The organism is Bradyrhizobium sp. SZCCHNS1022 (assembly GCF_032484835.1).
Lineage (GTDB): Bacteria > Pseudomonadota > Alphaproteobacteria > Rhizobiales > Xanthobacteraceae > Bradyrhizobium.
The window spans coordinates 145,878-165,844 of record NZ_JAUETT010000002.1; the positions used below are offsets into that span (position 1 = coordinate 145,878).

The window sequence follows — 19,967 nt, forward strand, 5'->3', positions numbered from 1 at the left end:
GTCAGCTGGTCCGGTTAGAGACCTAGCGCCAGCTTCATGCAGGCTTTTTCGATTCGCTCCTTGAGAGCAGCGAGCTTGTCGGTGAAGGCCGCCAGGTCGCGCTTTTCGAATTGCTCGAAAATGAAGCTGTGGATCTCGTCCTGCTGGGCGGCCAGGGCGGCGAGTTGCCCGTAGGTCTTTTCGGTGAGCGACATCCTCACCACGCGTGCATCTTCCTGCGCCGATTTCCTGCGCATGAAGCCTTTCTTCTCCAGAAGCTTCGACTGGGTGGTGACGAAGGAGGGATCGACGTGCAGCATTTTTGCAACGCCGTTGACCGGAATACCGTCGCCCTGATCCAGGTCAGCGATCGCCATCAGAATCATCCATTGCGGCCCGCTGACGCCAAGCGCCTTGGCCCAGAAGTAGCGAAGCTCCTCCAGATGCACGCTGATGGAAGCGATCTCCCAGGTGAATCGGCGAACCGCATCCTGATTCTTGTCGGCTGTTACGAGAGATGACAGGAGAGCCGTAGTTGGCGTCTCGCCTTTGGGTTTCCTGATGGGCGCCATAGCTCGCAATCATCCAATTTTCCCTCACGACCCTAGTTTAAACAAATCCATAACAAAATCACTTATCTAGGAGATGCGCGCTGGCCTGCCATGCACTGCACCATGGCCCCACAAGTGTTGCGGCCAGGACACATCATCCGCTCATTCAATTAGCTGATCTCATAAACTATTTTGATTACGGAATGAGCGAAGGCATAGTTCCTGACGACGGTGGGGGATACTCGATCGTCCCGCGACAGATGTTTCGCTGAAGTCCCTCGCGTGATGCGGGTGTGTCCGATGGCGCGAGGCGGCTGGAGCGGTTTTTCGGGATGGGAAAGGCCGGAGCGTCCTGGGGGATCTTGGTCCGGTTCTTTCTCAGAGAGCAACTTGGAGGTTTAGCATGAAGACGGTTAAGAGCCTTATCCTCGGCTCAGCGGCGGCCCTGGTCGCCATGGGTGGGGCTCAGGCGGCCGACCTTCCGATCAAGGCCAAAGCGGTCGAGTATGTGAAGGTTTGCTCCCTGTATGGTGCGGGTTTCTACTACATCCCCGGCACCGACACCTGCATCAAGCTCGGCGGCTATCTGCGCGTCGAGACGGGCATTGCTTCGAACGGTATCTACAACAACGCGGTCACGCTTCCTTCTGGTGCGAAAAACCGCCTCAGCAACTATTACTACACCCGCTCGCGTGAAGATCTGAACATCGACACCCGCACCGCGACCGAATATGGCGTGGTCCGTACCTATTTCGATGCGACCTTCTCCTGGACGACCGGCAACTTTACCGGCACGGCGGGTGGTGCGACCGGTTACGACGTCATTGCCGGTACGACCTCTTCCGCACCGGGTAACGCGGGCGGCGGCAACATTGCCGGCGGTTCGCTTGGCGTGTACTACGCCTTCATCCAGTTCGCCGGCTTCACCATGGGTAAGGCCGTGTCGCAGTTCGACACGCCTTGGAACAACTATCCGGGCAACAACATCGACGGTCTGTGGGGCGGCGGCGGCACCGTCACCGGTGTCAACCAGTTCGCCTACACCGCCGACTTCGGTCAGGGCATCACGGCCTCGATCTCGGCAGAAGACCAGACTGGCTACTACCAGACCAATCTCTGGAACACCTCTCTCGCGACGGCTGGCGGTGTCGTCGGCGGTGCGTACGGTGGCAGCGCGTTCGGTGGCACGCGTTCCCCGGACATCGTCGGTCAGGTCCGCGTCGACCAGGCCTGGGGCCTGTTCCAGGCGAACTTGGCTGCGCATGACAACCACGCCGCTTACTACGGCGCCACTGAACTCACGGGTCATCCGAGCGACAAGTGGGGCTGGGCCGGCCAACTGGCTCTGTCGATCAAGAACATCCCGACCGGGCCTGGTGACACCATCAACATCCAGGGCGTCTACACCAACGGCGCGAGCCGCTACAACGCGCAGAGCCTCGTTCCGACCACCTATCAGATGTATGGTAGCACCGGAAACCCGCTGGCCTATCAGAGCCTCGCTTTCGCGGGCGTCTCTGATGCGGTCTTCGGTCTCGGCACCGGCATGGAGCTGACGACGACCTACGGCTTCCGCGGTGGTTACACCCACAACTGGAGTCCGTACTGGAACACGGCGATCTACGGTTCGTGGGCTGCTGTGCGGTACAGCTCCACCGCCAAGGGTCTGATCTGCGGCAGCCCGGGAATGTTGGCGGTCGCGACTGCCAGCTTCACCTGCAACCCGGACTTCAACATCTCGACGCTGGGTCTGATCACGCGCTGGACCCCGGTTAAGAACCTGACCTTCTCGGCCGACTTGGCCTGGACCAACCTCGACCAGAAGTATGCCGGTCTTGTCGCAAATCCGGGCGTGACGCCCGCTGCCAAGCCGACTGCCCTCTACGAGATGAAGGACCAGAACTCGGTCTCCTTGCTGCTCCGCGCTCAGCGCAACTGGTAATCCCGGTCGCCTGACAACGATCCAAGAAGCCTCCGGCAGGAAACTGCCGGAGGCTTTTGTTTGCGTTGATCGCTTCGAGGGTATCGCAGCGACGGCCACTGTTCTCTCCGATTGCGCGCTGTCTCTTCCGGTCAGCGAACTCGAAATCTCACTGGAGAGCGTCGCTGCCAAATCGTCCAACATTGCGGAGAGCTCGTGGACGGTCCGTGCTGATCTGATTTTGCTTTCGCGTTGACCTCGTGGCAGCCAAGCCCAGCATGTGGCGGGGCGGGCCAAACCTTTGTCACGCCCGCGGCGAGCCGGGGCGTTCTGCTCGCCAACTCCTTGTCGCAGCAGCTTTGAACTATGTCCGGCAACGAGAGCCTCGTGCCGCGAGCAGCCTTAAAGGGCCGATCACGCTCGTCGCGGGATGAGACGCGCTGTTTCGTCGCGGCCACACCTATTTGGCGCAAAGCGGGCGATCGGGATCAACGGCGACAAATCCGAGGATTATTGAAGTCTCACGCCGGACGAGACCGTGTGCGTGTCCGAAGCGCAACCCGAGCGCCGTTGGGGCTCGTCACGATAATGGTCCGATAAAACACGAAAGGCGCCCCATCATTGTTGCGACTGCACCTCTAATGGCGGTCACCGTGTCTCCGGGTGATCGGGTTGGCACTGTGGGCAGAGAAACTTCGGATCGTGATCAAGGGTCCTGAGCAAGAGAGCAGTTTGGAGGTTGGAATGAATATGGGGAAGAGCCTTATTCTTGGCTCGACGGCGGTGTTGCTCGCGGTGGGGGGAGCACAGGCGGCCGATCTGCCGATCAAGGCAAAACCGGTGGAGTATGTGAAGGTCTGCTCTTTGTACGGCGCTGGCTTCTACTACATCCCCGGCACCGACACCTGCGTCAAGCTCGGCGGCTATCTGCGCGCCGAAGCTGCATTCGGCACTAACGCCGTCTTTCAGAACGCGACCAACGGTCCCGGCGGCGCAAATAACCGGCTGAGCAACTACTATACGACTCGTTCGCGTGCCGACCTGAACATCGACACCCGCACCGCCACCGAATACGGTGTGGTGCGAACCTATTTCGATGCCGTGTTTCAATGGACGACGGACAGCTACACCGGTAGCGGCACCACCCCCGGAGCCACGGTCTATTCGCAGCTCGGCGCTACTGGCGCCACTGCGCCGAACAATGCCAATGCGGGCGCTATCGCAGGCGGCACGCTCGGAGTCTTCTACGCGTTCATTCAGTTCGCCGGATTCACGATGGGTAAGGCCGTGTCGCAGTTCGACGCGCCCTGGACCAATTATCCCGGCAACAACTTCGATGGTCTGACCGGAGGCAGCGGCACCGTCACCGGCGTCAACCAGTTCTCCTATACGGCGGACTTCGGGCAGGGTATCACGGCTTCGATCTCGGCCCAGGATGCGACGGCGTATTCGCAGTCCAACATATGGAATACCTCGCTGCAGACGGCTGCTGGTGTCCTGACCGGTGCATACGGTGCCAGCGATTTCGGCGGCAACGTCGCACCCGACATCGTCGGTGCGGTCCGCGTCGACCAGGCCTGGGGTCTGTTCCAGGCGTCCGTTGCGGCGCACGACAATCATGCCGCCTACTACGGTGCGAATCAGACCACGGGCCATCCGGCCGACAAATGGGGCTTTGCCGGTCAATTGGCCCTGTCGATCAAGAACATCCCGACAGGCCCTGGCGATACCCTGAACATTCAAGGCGTCTACACCAACGGTGCGAGCCGCTACAATTTCCAGAGCCTGGCGCCGATCAACTACGCAATGTACGGCGGCAGCAACGTCGCCGGCGCCTTCCAGAGTCTCGGCTTCGCCGGCGTGTCCGATTCCGTGTTCGGCGTCGGCACCCAGCAGCAGCTGACGACGACTTATGGCTTCCGCGGCGCCTTCACCCACAACTGGGATCCCTATTGGAATACGGCGGTCTACGGATCCTGGAGTGCCGTCAAGTATAACGCCACCGCCAAGGGACTGATCTGCAACGGGGCCGGCATCGTCGCGCTGGGCATCACACCGGCGAACTGCAATCCGGACTTCAACATCTCCACGCTGGGTGTGATCACCCGCTGGACGCCGGTGAAGAACCTGACCTTCTCGGCCGACGTGGCTTGGACCCGCTTGGATCAGAAGTTCACGGGAAATGCGACGGCTCCCGCTGTTGGCGCGATTGCCAAACCGGCCGCCGTTTACCAGCTGAAGGACCAGGACTCGGTCTCGCTCCTGATGCGCGCTCAGCGCAACTTCTAGAGGCGAGTAGCCAGTAGGGAGTGGCGAATAGGCTTGACGGAAGAACCCCATCTTCCGTCATCCTATTCGCTATTCGCTATTCGCTATTCGCTATTCGCTATTCGCTATTCGCTATTCGCTATTCGCTTATTTTATTCCACGATCGCGCCGCGATGCAGGTCGGCCTCGATCTGCAGCCTTGAGCCGCCGCCGAAACGGGCGCGGTAGACCTGCAGGTTCTCCATCACCCGCTGCACGTAGTTGCGGGTTTCCGAGAACGGAATCAGTTCGACCCAGTCGATCGCGTCGACCTTGGGATCGCGTGGATCGCCGTAGCGTTCGACCCACTTCTTCACGCTGCCGCGACCGGCATTGTAGGCGGCAAAGGTCATGATGTAGGAGCCGCGATAATCCTCCAGCAGGCCGCCCAGCTCAGCTGCGCCAAGCTGCGCGTTGTAGACCGGGTCGGTCTTCATCCGCGTGAGGTCGAAGCCGACGCCGGCGCGCTTGCAGACATAGCGTCCGGCCTCCGGCGTCACCTGCATCAGCCCGTAGGCCTGGGCCGGCGACACCACGGCTGGATTGAATGCGCTCTCCTGGCGCGCGATCGAGAAGATCACGCTCTGCTCAACTTCGGGGCCGATCGAGCGAAACGCAGGGACGCCATTGACCGGATAGGCGTAATGATCGAACGGCAGCCCGCGATTGAGCGCGGCCTTGCCGACCAGGAGCATGGCGCGGGCATCGCTTTGCCGTGCTGCGATCTCGCCAAGCCCCACCAGCGCATCGGGATCACCATTGTCGCCCAGATCGGCAAAGATCGGGATGGCGAACTCGCCCTCGTCGAGGTCGTAGAGCAGCTGCACGGCGCGCACGATTTCGAGCCGCTCGATACCGCGGCCCCGGCCGCTGGGGGTAGGATTAAGCGCAAGCTGCGGCAATCCGAGTTTGGCCCGCGCGAGTTGGCCGTAATAGCTGGTCGATTGCTCCGCCGCCGCGGCATAAGCCGCGCGCGCCTCCTGCATGCGCCCCATCGCCTCGGCGGCGCGGCCCTGCCAATAGCCGGCACGGGCGAGCGTGGTCGGGTTGACGCTGCCGATGCCGATGCGGGCAAAATGCTGTGCAGCGGTCGCGGGATCGTTGAGGAAGCGCAGCGCGATCCAGCCCGCCGTGAACTCCTGCTCGGTCTTGTAGATGTCGCGGGTGGGCAGCGCCGCATCGCGTGCGATCAGATAGGCGGTGCGATACCCGCCGGCGTCGATCATCTTGCGCGCCAGAAGGCGCCGTTCGATCCACCACTCGTCCAGATTATAGAGGCGGCCCGGATCCTTCGGTGCGCTCAGCATCAGCTGGGCGGCGTCTTCGAATTTCTCTTCGCGGCGCAGGAGCTGGATCTTGCTGAAGAGGTAGCCGGTATCGCCGTGCAGCTCGTGCGGCACCGCCTCGAGCAGAGCGCGACTGTTCGGCGCCTTGCGGTAGGTTGCGATTCGCGCTTTGGCCAGGGCCACGTAGCCCGTGCCGAGCCGTTTCGCCGCCCGCAGCGCCGCTTCGTGCTCGCTGCCATAGAGCAGCGTGTCCATCCGCGCCTTGTGGTCGCCGCCGGACAACAGCGCGCCGAACTGATCGAGCACGTTGTTCTCGGTTTCCTCCGACATCGCGTCGTTGCGCCAGGCCTCGCGCACCAGCCGCTCCGCATTGGCTCGGTCGCCGCGGTTGAGCAGCACACGCGCCAGCGTAAACCGGCCCTTGGCGGACAACGGCGATTCGTTCTCGAACCAGGACCAGACGACGGCGTCCTCGCGCTTGTCGTCCCACAGTGCGGCTTCGAGCCGCCTTCGCAGGAACGTCTGCGACGGCCAGCTCGGATTGGCCGTAATGAAGGCGCGGTAGCGCTCGGCGCTGGCGTTGTTGTTGTCGCTGCGCAGGACGATCCATTCGGCGAGCTTGCGCGCGACCGGATCGGAGATCGCCGCTTCGAGCTGGGTCGCATCGTCCGGCTTGTGCTTGCGGACCAGCTCGATCACGTTCTCGAGCGCGTCCCGGTCCGACTGCGAGGTCGACGACGTCGCGGCCACGGCAGCGGGTGTTATCGGCTTGCGCGGCGGGGGCAGGGCGGCGTGCTGGCGCGGCGCCGGGGGGATGCTTGCGGACGCTGAAAGCGCGTCCTTTCCCGCCTTGTGGTTCGTGATCGTGGTCGTTTTGGGCTCGGCCTTTGCCTCCGTCTTGCCCTTGGTTCCAGTACCGGCCGCGGCGGCCTTGGGGGCTGCACTCGGCGCGATCGGCCGTGCCTTTGGCAGGGGAACTTTGGATAGGGCGGCCTTGTCGCTCGCCCCGGACGCGCCGTCGAAGGCAACCAAGCCGAACAGAAGCGTCAGGCTGGTCGCCAGGGCGGTCGATCGCAATGCGGCTGCACGGGCAAAATAGGGCACGGCGTTCCTTTGCGGCGGATGACTTCGACCCCACTCCTACCGTCTCGACCTGACATTTCTGGGGGCGGGCTGTGCCTCGCGCGACCACCTTCAAATCGACGGTACTGGTCTTGGTCTATCGAAAAGGTGAACAAACACTAAATGTACCGCTCACAATTGCACTCTGCGCCAGGAGCACGGCAAAATCACGACCGGGAAAAGGCGGGTGCCTGTTGAGAAGGCATCTCAGCGGGTGGCGGCCCTTCCGCGGCGTTCTCGGACCCGGTATGAGTGCCTTTTCCGTGGGAAGACCACAACCAGCGTTGGGGAGGGAGTGTTATGGCGGCCAAGACGAATTTCCGGGGCTCTTTCACCGCGCTGGTGACGCCGTTCAAGAACGGTTCCCTCGATGAAGCCGCGTTTCGCAAGCTCGTGAGCTGGCAGATCGACGAGGGCACCCATGGCCTGGTGCCGGTCGGCACCACCGGGGAGAGCCCGACGCTCAGCCATGACGAGCACAAGCAGGTGGTGGAATGGTGCATCGCCGAGGCGAAGGGACGGGTGCCGGTCATCGCCGGCGCGGGGTCCAACTCGACCAAGGAGGCAATCGAGCTCGCCCAGCATGCGGAAACGGCGGGCGCCGACGCCGTGCTGGTGGTGACGCCCTACTACAACAAGCCGACCCAGGAAGGCCTCTATCAGCACTTCAAGGCGATCAACGATGCGATCGGCATTCCGATCATCATCTACAACATCCCGCCGCGTTCGGTCATCGACATGTCGGTCGACACCATGAAGCGGCTGTTTGATCTGAAGAATATCGCCGGCGTGAAGGACGCCACGGCAAGCATGGTGCGGGTGTCGCAGCAGCGCGCGGCGATGGGCGAGGAGTTCAACCAGCTTTCCGGCGAGGACGCCACCGTGCTCGGCTATATGGCGCATGGCGGGCACGGGTGCATCTCGGTGACCTCCAACGTGGCCCCCCGCCTTTGCTCGGACTTCCATGCCGCCTGGCAGAAGGGCGACATCGCGACCGCCCTGAAGATCCATGATAAGCTGATGCCGTTGCACACCAACCTTTTCATTGAGTCCAACCCGGCGCCGATCAAATATGCGCTGTCGCTGCTCGGCAAGATCGAGGAGAAGTTGCGGCTCCCCATGGTGCCGGTCTCCGAGCCGACCCGCCGCGCGGTGCGCGAGGCGATGGTGCATGCGGGCCTGATCAACTGAGCTCGGTCGTTGGTGGCGTCGCGTGGCGCCAAATCGAGGGGAATCGGCATGTTGAAGGAGTTCCGTGACTTCGCGATGAAGGGCAATGTCGTCGACCTCGCGGTCGGCGTCATCATCGGCGCGGCCTTCGGGGGCATCGTCAGTTCGCTGGTGGGCGACGTCATCATGCCGATCATCGGTGCCGTCACCGGCGGTCTCGACTTCTCGAACTACTTCATCCCGCTCTCCAAATCGGTCAGCGCCACCAATCTTGCCGATGCGAAGAAGCAAGGCGCGGTGCTGGCTTACGGCAATTTTATCACCCTTACTTTGAACTTCATCATCATCGCCTTCGTGCTGTTCATCGTGATCCGCTTCATAAATCAGTTGAAGCGGCTGCAGGAGACCCAGCCGGCAGCTGCGCCGAAACAGTCGCGCGAGGTCGAGCTGCTGACCGAAATTCGCGACCTCCTGAAGAAGGCCTGACGTGGCAGAGAAGAACGAACGCGCCATCAAGGTCGTCGCCGAGAACCGCAAGGCGCGGTTCAATTATGCGATCGAGGACACCGTCGAAGCGGGGCTTGCGCTGACCGGCACCGAGGTGAAGTCGATCCGCAGCGGGAAGTCGACCATTGCGGAGTCCTATGCCGATAGCCGTGACGGCGAGATCTGGCTGATCAATGCCAATATTCCCGAATATCTGCAGGCCAACCGCTTCAATCACGAGCCGAAGCGGCCGCGCAAGCTCCTGCTGCATCGCAAGCAGATCAACAAGCTGCTGGGCGCGGTCGACCGCGAGGGCATGACGCTGATCCCGCTGAAGCTCTATTTCAACGAGCGCGGGCGCGCCAAGCTCTTGCTGGCGGTGGCCAAGGGCAAGAAGCTGCATGACAAGCGCGAGAGCGAGAAGAAGCGCGATTGGGGCCGCGAGAAGGGCCGTCTCTTGCGTGCCCGCGGGTAAGCGATCGGCAGGACGGAGTCCTATGAATCAGAAGAACCTGCTCGAAGTCGACTGGAGCAAGATTCCGGCGCCGACCGATGATGGGGCCGCTGACCACCTTGAGGGAATGCAGATTCCCCCGGTCAGCCTGCGCGCGACCGACGACACCCTGGTCACGCTGTCGGAACTGCCGGGGCGCGTCGTCATCTTCGCCTATCCGCGCACCGGTGAGCCCGGCAAGGTGTCGCTGGTCGAGGATTGGGACATGATCCCGGGGGCGCGCGGCTGCACGCCGCACGCCTGCGCGTTCCGCGATCTGTTCGGCGAGCTCAAGGCCGCGGGTGCCGCTTCCGTATTTGGCCTTTCGACCCAAAGCAACGCCTACCAAACCGAGATGGCTTCGCGCCTGCACCTGCCGTTTCCGGTGCTGTCGGACGAGAAGCTCGAATTGACCGAGGCGCTGCACTTGCCGACGATGGAGATCGCGGGGCTCACCATGATCAAGCGGCTGGCCTTGATCGTGGATGATGCGCGCATCACCCACGTGTTCTATCCGGTCTTTCCGCCGGACCGGAATGCGGCCGATGTGCTGGACTGGCTCAAGGGCAACCCGGTCTAACCTACCGGTTCGGAATTCTTACTCCAGCGTCGCGCCCCCTGCGCGCCTGCAGTGTGCATCAGCCCAGATCGGCCCGCACCCGTGCGAACACGGCGTGAAACATCTCGGTCGTGAGCACGCCGGTGTTCGTGTTGTAACGCGAGCAGTGATAGCTGTCGTAGAGCTTGAGGGAACCGGCCTGATGCACCGCGCCGTGCGCGAACGGGGCCGCCGCGGCTCGCATGCCGAGTGCCTTTAACAGCGTATCATGCGCGATGCGACCAAGCGCGACGATACCGCGCAGGCGCGGCATCGTCGCAATCGTCGCGTTGAGAAAGGTCCGGCACTGATTGATTTCGGCCGGCAGCGGCTTGTTCTGCGGCGGCACGCAGCGCACGGCATTGCTGATTCGGCAGTCGATCAACGTCAATCCGTCATCGGGCCGCGCCTGATAGTGGCCCCGGGCGAAACCGTACTGCAGCAGGGTGCCGTACAGCAGATCGCCGGCATAATCCCCGGTGAAGGGGCGGCCGGTGCGGTTGGCCCCTAGCAATCCCGGCGCGAGACCGACGATCAGGAGCCGCGCGTCGGCATCGCCGAACGACGGCACCGGCGCGTTGAACCAGGACGGCTCTCGTGCGCGCTGGGCGTTGCGGAATTCCGCAAGGCGCGGGCAGAGTGGGCAGTCGTGGTCGGGATTGCTCGGGGGGAGGGCGCCTGGTGCGGCCTCGGCGCGGCTTGCGGGCGCGCCCTTAATCCTCGAAATCGTCATCGCTCGTGTTACGCGGCGCCACGGGGCTCGTCCGCTGCAGGAATTGCGGGGCATGGTGGCGAGGCTCGCGCGGAGCGGGGCGCTCGGAGGGGTCGCGGCCGAGCTTGGATTGCAATTCGACGAGATCGGTGAAGACGTCGGCCTGACGGCGTAGTTCGTCGGCGATCATCGGCGGCTGGCTGGAGATGGTCGAGATCACGGTGACCCGAACGCCGCGGCGCTGCATCGCTTCGACCAGCGAGCGGAAGTCACCGTCGCCGGAAAACAGCACCATCTGGTCGATGTGCTCGGCGAGTTCCATGGCATCGACGGCAAGCTCGATATCCATGTTGCCCTTCACCTTGCGCCGGCCGCTTGCGTCGATGAACTCCTTCGTCGCCTTGGTGACGACGGTGTAGCCGTTGTAGTCGAGCCAATCGATCAGCGGGCGAATCGACGAGTACTCCTGATCTTCGATGATGGCGGTATAGTAGAAGGCGCGCAGCAGCGTGCCGCGGCTCTGAAACTCCTTGAGCAGGCGTTTATAGTCGATATCGAAACCGAGCGTCTTGGCGGTTGCATAAAGGTTGGCGCCGTCAATGAAGAGCGCAATCTTGTTGGTCGAAGATGACATTCAGTTTCTCGCGTTCAGTTAGATTTCTGTTCTTGGCGCCGCTCTCGAAAGGCCGCGCATTCCATATCCAAGGCACTACTCCAAGGCATTGCCGATGCTCGAGCGGACCCGTCCGGTAGTGACGCTCCCGCAATAGGAGTAGTCAGGGCAACAAAGCCGCACTTCTGACGAGGCAATGAAGCGTTTTGTTGGCCAAAAGCTGCATTCCAGCGATCCGGAGGCCCGGCAGGGGTCCGGAATCCGGTACTTTTAGCTCGATACGGAGACTGGACGCCAGATCGGCCTTGCGGAAACCGGTCAGTCTCTATAACTAGCCCTAGATAATCAGCCCATTAAGCACACAAAAGACCGGAGCGACAATCGATGGCGCGCGTCACTGTGGAAGATTGCATCGACAAGGTGGACAATCGGTTCGACCTCGTCCTGCTCGCGGCGCATCGCGCCCGTATGATTTCGTCGGGGTCACAACTTACGATTGACCGGGATAATGACAAGAATCCTGTTGTCGCACTCCGGGAGATTGCGGATACGACGATTTCCCCCGAGGATTTGAAAGAAGAGCTGGTCCACTCGCTGCAGAAGTTCGTCGAGGTCGACGAGCCGGAGCCGGACACCGTGCCGCTGATCGGTTCGGCGGGCGCCAGCGTCGATGCCGACGACACCGAGGTGGCGGTCGAGCGGATGACCGAGGAAGAGCTTCTCAAGGGTCTCGAGGGGCTGGCTCCGCCGGAGCAGCAGCCCGAAGAGGACGAATAAAATCCGCGCGGCAGGCGATCGCGGGCGGAGATCACGCGACGCTGCAGATGCGTAAACCACCTTTTCGGAATGTTAAGGCCCGGACCATGTCCGGGCCTTAACATTTGCGGCCTTTGCATTTGATCGTGCTTTCGTGGTTACCATATGTTGTGGCGAGGGCGCCGAGATGGCTCGCCCGCCCAGCTCCCAATCCACGACGTGGTCGAAGGTTTCTCCCATGGCGGCTTCGCGCCCGAGTCCACCACAGATGCAGGCGGCGGCCGATTCGGCCACGCTGGCGACCGTGGCCGCCGCACCGAAATCGCACAAGCCGCGCTCCCGGATGATGCGGCAATATGACCTTGTCGAGCGTGTCAGGTCGTATAATCCCGATACCGACGAAGATCTGCTGAACCGCGCCTATGTCTACGCGATGAAGGCGCACGGCTCGCAGACCCGCGCCTCCGGCGATCCGTATTTCACCCATCCGCTCGAAGTGGCGGCGATCCTGACCGACCTCAAGCTCGACGATGCGACGATCGTCGCTGCGCTGCTGCACGACACCATCGAGGATACCGAGGCGACCCGCGCCGAGATCGATCATTTGTTCGGCCCCAAGATCGGCGCGCTGGTGGAGGGGCTCACCAAGCTCAAGCGCCTGGAATTGGTCTCGCGGGAGGCCAAGCAGGCGGAGAACCTGCGCAAGCTGCTCCTGGCGATCGCCGACGACGTGCGTGTGCTTCTGGTAAAACTCGCTGACAGGTTGCATAACATGCGCACCCTGGAATTCGTGCCGGAGGCCTCGCGGCGGCGAATCGCCGAGGAAACGCTCGACATCTACGCGCCGCTCGCCGGCCGCATGGGTATGCAGGAGATGCGCGAGGAGCTGGAGAACCTGTCCTTCCGCACCCTCGATCCCGATGCCTACAATGTCGTGATGCAACGGCTGGACGCGCTGGCCGACCGCAACCGCAACCTGATCGGCGAGATCGAGGCTCAGCTTGCCAAGAAATTCCGCGAGAACGGGCTGACGGCGCGGGTCATCGGCCGCCGCAAGAAGCCATTCTCGATCTGGACCAAGATGGAGCGCAAGTCGGTCGGCTTCGAGCAGCTGTCCGACATTTTCGGCTTCCGCGTCGTCATGCCCGATCTCGCATCCTGCTATCGTGCGCTGGGTATCGTGCATACGACCTGGCCGGTCGTGCCGGGGCGCTTCAAGGACTACATTTCGACTCCGAAGCAGAACGATTACCGCTCCATCCACACCACGGTGATCGGTCCCGGCAAGCAGCGCGTCGAGCTGCAGATTCGCACCGAGGAGATGGACCAGATCGCCGAACTGGGCATCGCCGCACATGCCTTCTACAAAGACGGCATCGGTTCGCCGACCGAACTCCTGAAGCGCGAATCAAACGCATTTGCATGGCTGCGCCATACCATCGGTATCTTGTCGGAGAGCGCCAATCCGGAGGAGTTCCTCGAGCACACCAAGCTCGAGCTGTTTCACGACCAGGTGTTCTGCTTCACCCCGAAGGGCAAGCTGATCGCGCTGCCGCGCCACGCCAACGTGATCGATTTCGCTTATGCCGTGCATACCGATGTCGGCAACAGCGCGGTCGGCTGCAAGATCAACGGCAAGTTCGCGCCGCTCTCGTCCGAGTTGCAGAACGGCGACGAGGTCGAGGTGCTGACCTCGGAGGCGCAATCGGCGCCGCCGTCGGCCTGGGAATCGCTCGCGATCACCGGCAAGGCCCGTGCAGCGATTCGCCGCGCCACCCGGACCGCGATGCGCGACCAATATGCCGGGCTCGGCCGGCGCATCGTCGACCGCCTGTTCGAGCGAGCCAAGCTCGAATATGCCGACGACAAGCTCAAGGGCGCGCTGCCGCGGCTGGCGCGCGCCTCGATCGAGGAGGTGATGGCGGCGGTCGGACGCGGCGAGATCAAGGCCTCCGATGTCGCCCGCGCGATGTATCCGGACTACAAGGAAGAGCGCGTGGTGCGCTACGGCGCCAAGAAAGGCCCAACTGGCAAGCCGGCGGCCGAGCCGGCGCGCGCGCCTTCGGCAATTCCGATTCGCGGCATCAATTCCGGCCTGCCGGTCAAGTTCGCGCCCAATGGCGGCGCGGTGCCCGGCGACCGAATCGTCGGCATCGTGACCCCGGGCGAGGGCATCACCATCTACCCGATCCAGTCGCCCGCGCTGAAGGATTTCGAGGAAGAGCCGGAGCGTTGGCTGGATGTGCGCTGGGACGTGGATGAAACCTCGCCGCGGCGCTTCCCGGCGCGGATCCGGGTCGAGAATGTCAACGAACCCGGCAGCCTCGCCCAGGTCGCGACCGTGATCGCCGAGCACGACGGCAACATCGACAACATCAGCATGAGCCGTCGCTCGCCCGACTTCACCGAGCTCACGATCGATCTCGAGGTCTACGACCTCAAGCATCTGTCCGCCATCATCAACCAGTTGCGCGCCAAGACCATCGTGGCCAGGGTCGACCGGGTGAATGGCTGATCTGTGGGTTTTGGCGCAGCGTTCTGCGCCGCGATGGGTTAGAGCTGCCTCGGCCGTTGTCTTTCGAAGTCTTGCGAGTCCGCCATGTCCAAAGCCCCGAAGCTGCGTCTCGGCGTCAATGTCGACCACGTCGCCACCTTGCGCAACGCCAGGGGCGGCAGCAATCCGGACCCGGTGCGTGCCGCCAAACTGGCGATCGAGGCAGGTGCGGACGGCATCACCGCGCATCTGCGGGAGGATCGCCGGCACATCCGCGACGAGGACATGGCGCGGCTGAAAGCCGAGATCGACAAGCCGCTCAATTTCGAGATGGCTGCGACGGACGAGATGCTGCGAATCGCGCTTGCCACCCGGCCGCATGCCTGCTGCCTGGTGCCGGAGCGGCGCCAGGAGCTGACCACTGAGGGGGGCCTCGACGTGGTTGGCCAGCACGACGCCCTGGCGCCGGCCATCGCCCGCCTGAACGACGCCGGCATCCGGGTCTCGCTGTTCATTGCCGCCGATCCCAAGCAGATCGAGACGGCGGCGAAACTGCGCGCACCGGTGATCGAGATCCATACCGGGACCTGGTGCGATGCGGTGGCGGAAGGCAACCGGGAGAAGGCCGAGGCCGAATGGCAGCGAATCGTGAAGGGCGCCGCCTTGGCCTATTCGGCCGGGCTCGAAGTCCATGGCGGCCATGGCCTGGATTACGATACGGCGGAAAAGATCGCCTCGCTGCCGGAGATCGTCGAGCTGAATATCGGCTACTTCATGATCGGCGAAGCGCTGTTCGTCGGCCTCGGCGACACCGTCAGGGCGATGCGGGCGGCCATGGACCGCGGCCGCGGCCTGTAACGGGGCAAGCCAATGATCATCGGCATCGGTTCCGACCTGATCGATATCAGGCGTGTCGCCAAGGTCATCGAGCGCCATGGTGAGCGGTTCCTGGACCGCGTCTTCACCGAAGCCGAGCGCGCCAAGGCCGAGCGGCGCGCCAAGAACGAAAAAATGGTGGTTGCAACCTACGCCAAGCGCTTCGCGGCCAAGGAGGCTTGTTCCAAAGCGCTCGGCACCGGAATCCGGCGTGGGGTCTGGTGGCGCGATATGGGGGTGGTCAATCTGCCCGGCGGCCGGCCGACGATGCAGCTGACCGGCGGGGCGCTGGCCCGGCTGGAGGCGCTGACGCCGCAGGGCTATGAGGCGCGAATCGACCTGTCCATCACCGATGATTGGCCGCTCGCCCAGGCCTTCGTCATAATTTCGGCCGACCGTCCCGACACATCCTGACACGCTCGGCTCAATCTCCGGTAAAATTCATCAAAAAACTAAAATGTCATATCTACCAGTGGCTTAGTTGGTTTTGATCGGGCGATTGATTGCGCGCGCGAGAACAAACGTCTAAAACCAGCGCAGATCGAGCGGGTAGGTTTGAGGCTTAGCCAAGGGCGAATTCAGGTTCCGGCCGGAATTGGCCTTAATCACCAGAATCAGGACAGAATCCTCAAAGCCGCGAACCGATCAGCTGTTCGCGGCGGGGTGTTCTGCCGCGGCGCGGGCGAATCACGAAGCGATTCGTCAGAGGGACAATGAAAGAGCGATGAGCGTGACATCCGGCACCAAGACTGAGAGCGGCCTCGGCGAAACCGTTCGCGTCGTTGTTCATGCGCTGCTGATCGCGCTGGTCATCAGAACCTTCCTGTTTCAGCCGTTCAACATCCCCTCGGGATCGATGAAGGCGACGTTGCTGGTGGGCGACTACCTGTTCGTCTCGAAATATTCCTATGGCTACAGCCACTATTCGATTCCGCTGTCGCCGCCGCTGTTCTCGGGCCGCATCTTCGGCTCCGAGCCCAGTCGCGGTGACATTGTCGTGTTTCGGCTGCCGAAGGACGACACCACCGACTACATCAAACGCGTGATCGGGCTGCCCGGCGACCACATCCAGATGCGCGACGGGCTGCTCTACATCAACGACAGGCCGGTGCAGCGCGAGCGGCTCAGCGACTTCATCGGCGAGGATCCCTGCGGCTCCGACGCGACGGCGCGGGTCAAGCGCTGGAAGGAGACTTTGCCGAACGGCGTCAGCTACGAAACGCTGGATTGCGTCGACAATGGTTTTTACGACAATACTGCGGTCTATACCGTGCCGCCCGGCCATTTCTTCATGATGGGCGACAACCGCGACAATTCGACCGACAGCCGCGTGCTCTCGGCGGTGGGCTACGTGCCGTACGAGAACATCGTCGGTCGCGCCCAGATGATCTTTTTCTCCGTTGCTGAAGGCGAACATGCCTGGGCGTTTTGGCGCTGGCCGCTGGCGGTGCGTTGGAATCGCCTGTTCAAAATCGTACGATGATTGACGACAAAGCCGACATCCAGACAACACAAGCGGCCGCAGCGCCAAGCCTCGAGTCCGATCCCGGTCCTGCGGGCATGACGGCGCGCGAGGCGCCGAAGGCAAAGCGCAGCCGCGCCGGCACCAAGGGCGCAAAGGCGACCGAGAAAGCGGCCGCCGCCGCGATCGAGGCGCGCATCGGTCATCAGTTCAAGGATGCCTCGCTGCTGGCGACCGCCTTTACCCACGTCTCCGCACTGAAATCCTCCAAGAAGCGCGGCGACAGCTATCAACGGCTCGAATTCCTCGGCGATCACGTGCTCGGCCTGATCGTGTCGGACATGCTGTATCGCGCCTTTCCGAACGCGGACGAGGGCGAGCTGTCGAAGCGGCTCGCCGATCTCGTGCGCAAGGAGAGCTGCGCCGACGTCGCGAAGTCGCTCGGCCTGCTCGATGACATCAAGCTCGGCGCGGTCGGCGCCGGCGCCAGTGCGCGCTTGCGCAAATCCGTGCTGGGCGACGTCTGCGAAGCCGTGATCGGCGCGATCTTCCTCGACGGCGGCTATGCGGCAGCGTCGGCTTTCGTCGAGCGCAACTGGACCGAGCGGATGCACAAGCCGCGGCGGCCTTTGCGCGATCCCAAGACCGTCCTGCAGGAATGGGCGCAGGGCAAGGGGCTGCCGACACCGGTCTATCGCGAGGTCGAGCGCACCGGCCCGCATCACGATCCGCAGTTCCGCGTCGCCGTCGACCTGCCGGGCCTGGAGTCGGCCGAGGGCGTCGGCGGCTCGAAGCGCGCCGCCGAGAAGGTTGCGGCGTCCGTGATGATTGCGCGCGAAGGCGTCAGCGGCGGCAGCAATGATGGATGATCCGAAGGTGGAAGGCGCCCCGCCGGCCGACACCCGCTGCGGCTTCGTCGCGCTGATCGGCGCTCCCAATGTCGGCAAGTCGACCCTGGTCAATGCGCTGGTCGGCTCCAAGGTCACGATCGTCTCGCGCAAGGTGCAGACCACGCGGGCGCTGATCCGCGGCATCGTCATCGAAGGCCGTTCGCAGATCATCCTGGTCGATACGCCCGGCATCTTCGCGCCCAAGCGGCGCCTCGACCGCGCGATGGTGACGACCGCCTGGAGCGGCGCCCATGACGCCGATCTCGTCTGTGTGCTGCTCGACGCCAAGAAGGGCCTCGACGACGAGGCCGAGGCGATCCTGGCCAAGGCCGAAGGCGTCGCGCATCAGAAGATCCTGGTCCTCAACAAGGTCGATCTGGTGCCGCGGGAGAAGCTGCTGGCGCTCGCGGCCGCGGCCAACGAGCGGCTGGCTTTCGCGCGCACCTTCATGATCTCGGCGCTGTCCGGCGATGGCGTCGACGACCTCCGGCAGACGCTCGCCGCAATGGTGCCGCCCGGGCCATTCCACTATCCCGAAGACCAGATGTCGGACGCGCCGATGCGCCACCTCGCCGCCGAGATCACGCGCGAGAAGATCTACAGCCATCTGCATCAGGAGCTGCCCTATCAGTCGACCGTCGAGACCGATAGCTGGACCGAGCGCAAGGACGGCTCGATCCGGATCGAGCAGACGATCTTCGTGGAGCGGGAAAGTCAGCGCAAGATCGTGCTGGGCAAGGGCGGCGCCACCATCAAGTCGATCGGGGCGAAGGCGCGCGAGGAGATCGCCGACATCACCGGCGTGCCGGTGCATCTGTTCCTGTTCGTCAAGGTGCGCGAGAATTGGGGCGACGATCCCGACCGCTACCGCGAGATGGGGCTCGACTTCCCCAAGGAATGACGATGAACCTGCCCCGGAACGTGCTCTGGTTTGAGATCCTGTTGTACATCTCGCTGATGCTGGATGCGTTGTCGGTGGCGGTGCAGGACCGGACACCGACGACCGAGATCACCGATGGCATGATCATGGCGCAGAGCATCTTCAACGGCGCCGTCATCCTGCTCATGGTCTATTTTGTTTATCTGGCGGCGCAGCAGCGTAAGAACTGGCCGCGCTGGGTGCTGCTGGCGGCGCTGCTGCTGTCGGCCTATTCGCTGGTGATCTTCATCGGCGAGAAGGGCATGACGCTGGATGCCGGCCTCGAGATCATCTCCTGCGCGCTGACCACGGTCGGGCTCTATTACTCCTTCACCGGCGATGCCCGCGGCTGGTTCAATGCGTGAGACGGCGCTGGAGTGATTGAGGGTAGGGTGGGCAAAGCGAAGCGTGCCCACCATCTTCCGCCATGCTACCCTCACGGTGGGCACGGCGCGTCGGCGTAGACCAAGGCGGAGGAGCCGTCGTGAGCGCGCCTTTGCCCACCCTACGAAGCTCGCCGATTGTACGTGGATCCTCGTAGTTGCGACGCGCAAGGTGTGTGGAGACGACGAGCCCGATGGAATGGACCGATGATGGCATCGTGCTGGGCGTGCGTCGGCACGGCGAATCCGCCGCCGTGGTCGAGCTGTTGACGCGCGAGCACGGCCGCCATCTCGGGCTGGTGCGCGGCGCGAGCGGCGCTCGCATGCGCCCCGTGCTGCAGCCCGGCAACAGCGTGCGCGCGGTCTGGCGGGCCCGGCTCGATGAGCATCTCGGCATGTACGCGATCGACGGGCTGATCTTGCGCGCCGCCGGCCTGATGTCGGCCTCGCACGGTGCCTACGGCGTCACCCATCTGGCCGCGCTGGCGCGGCTGTTGCCCGAGCGCGATCCGCACCAGGACATTTATCTCAGGCTCGAGCACACCCTGGATGATTTCGAGGATGCCGGCGGCGCTGCGGCCCATATCGTCCGGTTCGAGCTTGCGATCCTGGCCGAGCTTGGCTTCGGTCTCGATCTCGAGACCTGCGCCGCCACGGGCGAGACCACGGAACTGATCTACGTCTCGCCGAAGTCGGGTGGGGCGGTGTCGCGCGCGGCGGGCGAGCCCTGGCGCGACCGGCTGCTGCCATTGCCGCCATTCCTGCGCGAGCACGAGGAGACGCATGACTGGACCGATCAGGACCTGCGCGACGGTTTCCGTCTGACCGGCCTGTTCCTGTTGCGCCATGTGCTGGAGCCGCGTGGGCAGGGCCATTCCGACGCGCGCGAGGGCTTCATCAACGCCGTGACGCGGGCCAGGGCGCGGCTCGCCCAGGCGTAACCAAGCGT

The 19,967-nt window shown here is 63.3% G+C and carries 19 protein-coding genes; 15 read left to right on the top strand and 4 right to left on the bottom strand.

The genetic code is table 11. The annotated features are described in order from the left end of the window. Positions 1 to 14: 14 nt before the first annotated feature. The gene (locus tag QX071_RS14170) at positions 15 to 551 is read right to left on the bottom strand and encodes a MarR family winged helix-turn-helix transcriptional regulator (protein ID WP_315729507.1); all 537 of its coding nucleotides are present in this window, start codon (positions 549 to 551) and stop codon (positions 15 to 17) included. Positions 552 to 933: 382 nt separating this feature from the next. Here QX071_RS14170 and QX071_RS14175 point away from each other — a divergent pair, with 382 nt between their 5' ends. Both QX071_RS14175 and QX071_RS14180 read left to right on the top strand, forming a co-directional pair. Further along, positions 934 to 2,472 carry a porin gene (locus QX071_RS14175; RefSeq protein WP_315703333.1) on the top strand — a complete coding sequence of 513 codons (1,539 nt, stop codon included), beginning with the start codon at positions 934 to 936 and terminating at the stop codon, positions 2,470 to 2,472. A 723-nt stretch (positions 2,473 to 3,195) separates the two neighbouring features. Then, positions 3,196 to 4,740 (top strand): porin, encoded by a 1,545-nt coding sequence (locus QX071_RS14180; protein WP_315703334.1) that lies wholly within the window; start codon positions 3,196 to 3,198, stop codon positions 4,738 to 4,740. 131 nt (positions 4,741 to 4,871) lie between these two features. Here the strand turns inward: QX071_RS14180 and QX071_RS14185 are convergent, their stop codons facing one another. Further along, the gene (locus QX071_RS14185) at positions 4,872 to 7,148 is read right to left on the bottom strand and encodes a lytic transglycosylase domain-containing protein (RefSeq protein WP_315703335.1); all 2,277 of its coding nucleotides are present in this window, start codon (positions 7,146 to 7,148) and stop codon (positions 4,872 to 4,874) included. 318 nt (positions 7,149 to 7,466) lie between these two features. Here QX071_RS14185 and dapA point away from each other — a divergent pair, with 318 nt between their 5' ends. Genes dapA through QX071_RS14205 form a run of 4 tightly spaced genes read left to right on the top strand, consistent with a single transcriptional unit; the run spans position 7,467 to position 9,895 of the window. After that, complete coding sequence (gene dapA, locus QX071_RS14190) at positions 7,467 to 8,357, top strand: 4-hydroxy-tetrahydrodipicolinate synthase (protein WP_315703336.1); 891 nt, start codon at positions 7,467 to 7,469, stop codon at positions 8,355 to 8,357. 48 nt (positions 8,358 to 8,405) lie between these two features. Next, complete coding sequence (gene mscL, locus QX071_RS14195) at positions 8,406 to 8,822, top strand: large conductance mechanosensitive channel protein MscL (protein WP_315703337.1); 417 nt, start codon at positions 8,406 to 8,408, stop codon at positions 8,820 to 8,822. Position 8,823: 1 nt separating this feature from the next. Next, positions 8,824 to 9,297, top strand: a complete 474-nt coding sequence (gene smpB, locus QX071_RS14200) for an SsrA-binding protein SmpB (protein WP_315703338.1) — start codon at positions 8,824 to 8,826, stop codon at positions 9,295 to 9,297. Between the two features lie 22 nt (positions 9,298 to 9,319). Continuing rightward, positions 9,320 to 9,895, top strand: a complete 576-nt coding sequence (locus tag QX071_RS14205) for a peroxiredoxin (protein ID WP_315703339.1) — start codon at positions 9,320 to 9,322, stop codon at positions 9,893 to 9,895. A 58-nt stretch (positions 9,896 to 9,953) separates the two neighbouring features. Here QX071_RS14205 and QX071_RS14210 read toward each other — a convergent pair whose 3' ends face one another. Then, positions 9,954 to 10,646: a uracil-DNA glycosylase gene (locus QX071_RS14210; protein WP_315729064.1), complete on the bottom strand. Its 693-nt coding sequence runs from the start codon at positions 10,644 to 10,646 to the stop codon at positions 9,954 to 9,956. Next, entirely contained in the window at positions 10,627 to 11,259 is a 633-nt protein-coding gene (locus tag QX071_RS14215; protein ID WP_315703341.1) for an NYN domain-containing protein, read from the bottom strand. The genes QX071_RS14210 and QX071_RS14215 overlap by 20 nt, the downstream gene beginning before the upstream one ends. Before the next feature lie 363 nt (positions 11,260 to 11,622). Between QX071_RS14215 and rpoZ the strand changes: the two genes are divergently transcribed. The 9 genes from rpoZ (at position 11,623) to recO (ending at position 19,959) form a co-directional block, all read left to right on the top strand. Next, positions 11,623 to 12,015, top strand: coding sequence for a DNA-directed RNA polymerase subunit omega (gene rpoZ, locus QX071_RS14220; RefSeq protein ID WP_315703342.1), 393 nt, complete (start codon positions 11,623 to 11,625; stop codon positions 12,013 to 12,015). A 217-nt stretch (positions 12,016 to 12,232) separates the two neighbouring features. After that, a complete protein-coding gene (locus QX071_RS14225) occupies positions 12,233 to 14,509 on the top strand; it encodes a bifunctional (p)ppGpp synthetase/guanosine-3',5'-bis(diphosphate) 3'-pyrophosphohydrolase (protein ID WP_315703343.1) in 2,277 nt (758 codons plus the stop codon). Between the two features lie 84 nt (positions 14,510 to 14,593). Then, entirely contained in the window at positions 14,594 to 15,346 is a 753-nt protein-coding gene (locus QX071_RS14230; protein ID WP_315703344.1) for a pyridoxine 5'-phosphate synthase, read from the top strand. Positions 15,347 to 15,358: 12 nt separating this feature from the next. Next, the gene (acpS, locus tag QX071_RS14235; protein ID WP_315729001.1) at positions 15,359 to 15,778 is read left to right on the top strand and encodes a holo-ACP synthase; all 420 of its coding nucleotides are present in this window, start codon (positions 15,359 to 15,361) and stop codon (positions 15,776 to 15,778) included. Positions 15,779 to 16,088: 310 nt separating this feature from the next. Beyond that, the gene (gene lepB / locus QX071_RS14240; protein ID WP_315703346.1) at positions 16,089 to 16,847 is read left to right on the top strand and encodes a signal peptidase I; all 759 of its coding nucleotides are present in this window, start codon (positions 16,089 to 16,091) and stop codon (positions 16,845 to 16,847) included. Beyond that, positions 16,844 to 17,695, top strand: coding sequence for a ribonuclease III (rnc, locus tag QX071_RS14245; protein ID WP_315703347.1), 852 nt, complete (start codon positions 16,844 to 16,846; stop codon positions 17,693 to 17,695). Before lepB ends, rnc begins: the two co-directional genes overlap by 4 nt. Then, positions 17,685 to 18,617 carry a GTPase Era gene (era, locus tag QX071_RS14250; RefSeq protein ID WP_315729002.1) on the top strand — a complete coding sequence of 311 codons (933 nt, stop codon included), beginning with the start codon at positions 17,685 to 17,687 and terminating at the stop codon, positions 18,615 to 18,617. Before rnc ends, era begins: the two co-directional genes overlap by 11 nt. Before the next feature lie 2 nt (positions 18,618 to 18,619). Beyond that, positions 18,620 to 19,000 (top strand): hypothetical protein, encoded by a 381-nt coding sequence (locus QX071_RS14255; RefSeq protein ID WP_315703349.1) that lies wholly within the window; start codon positions 18,620 to 18,622, stop codon positions 18,998 to 19,000. Positions 19,001 to 19,212: 212 nt separating this feature from the next. Further along, positions 19,213 to 19,959, top strand: a complete 747-nt coding sequence (gene recO / locus QX071_RS14260; RefSeq protein ID WP_315703350.1) for a DNA repair protein RecO — start codon at positions 19,213 to 19,215, stop codon at positions 19,957 to 19,959. The last annotated feature ends 8 nt before the right edge of the window (positions 19,960 to 19,967 follow it).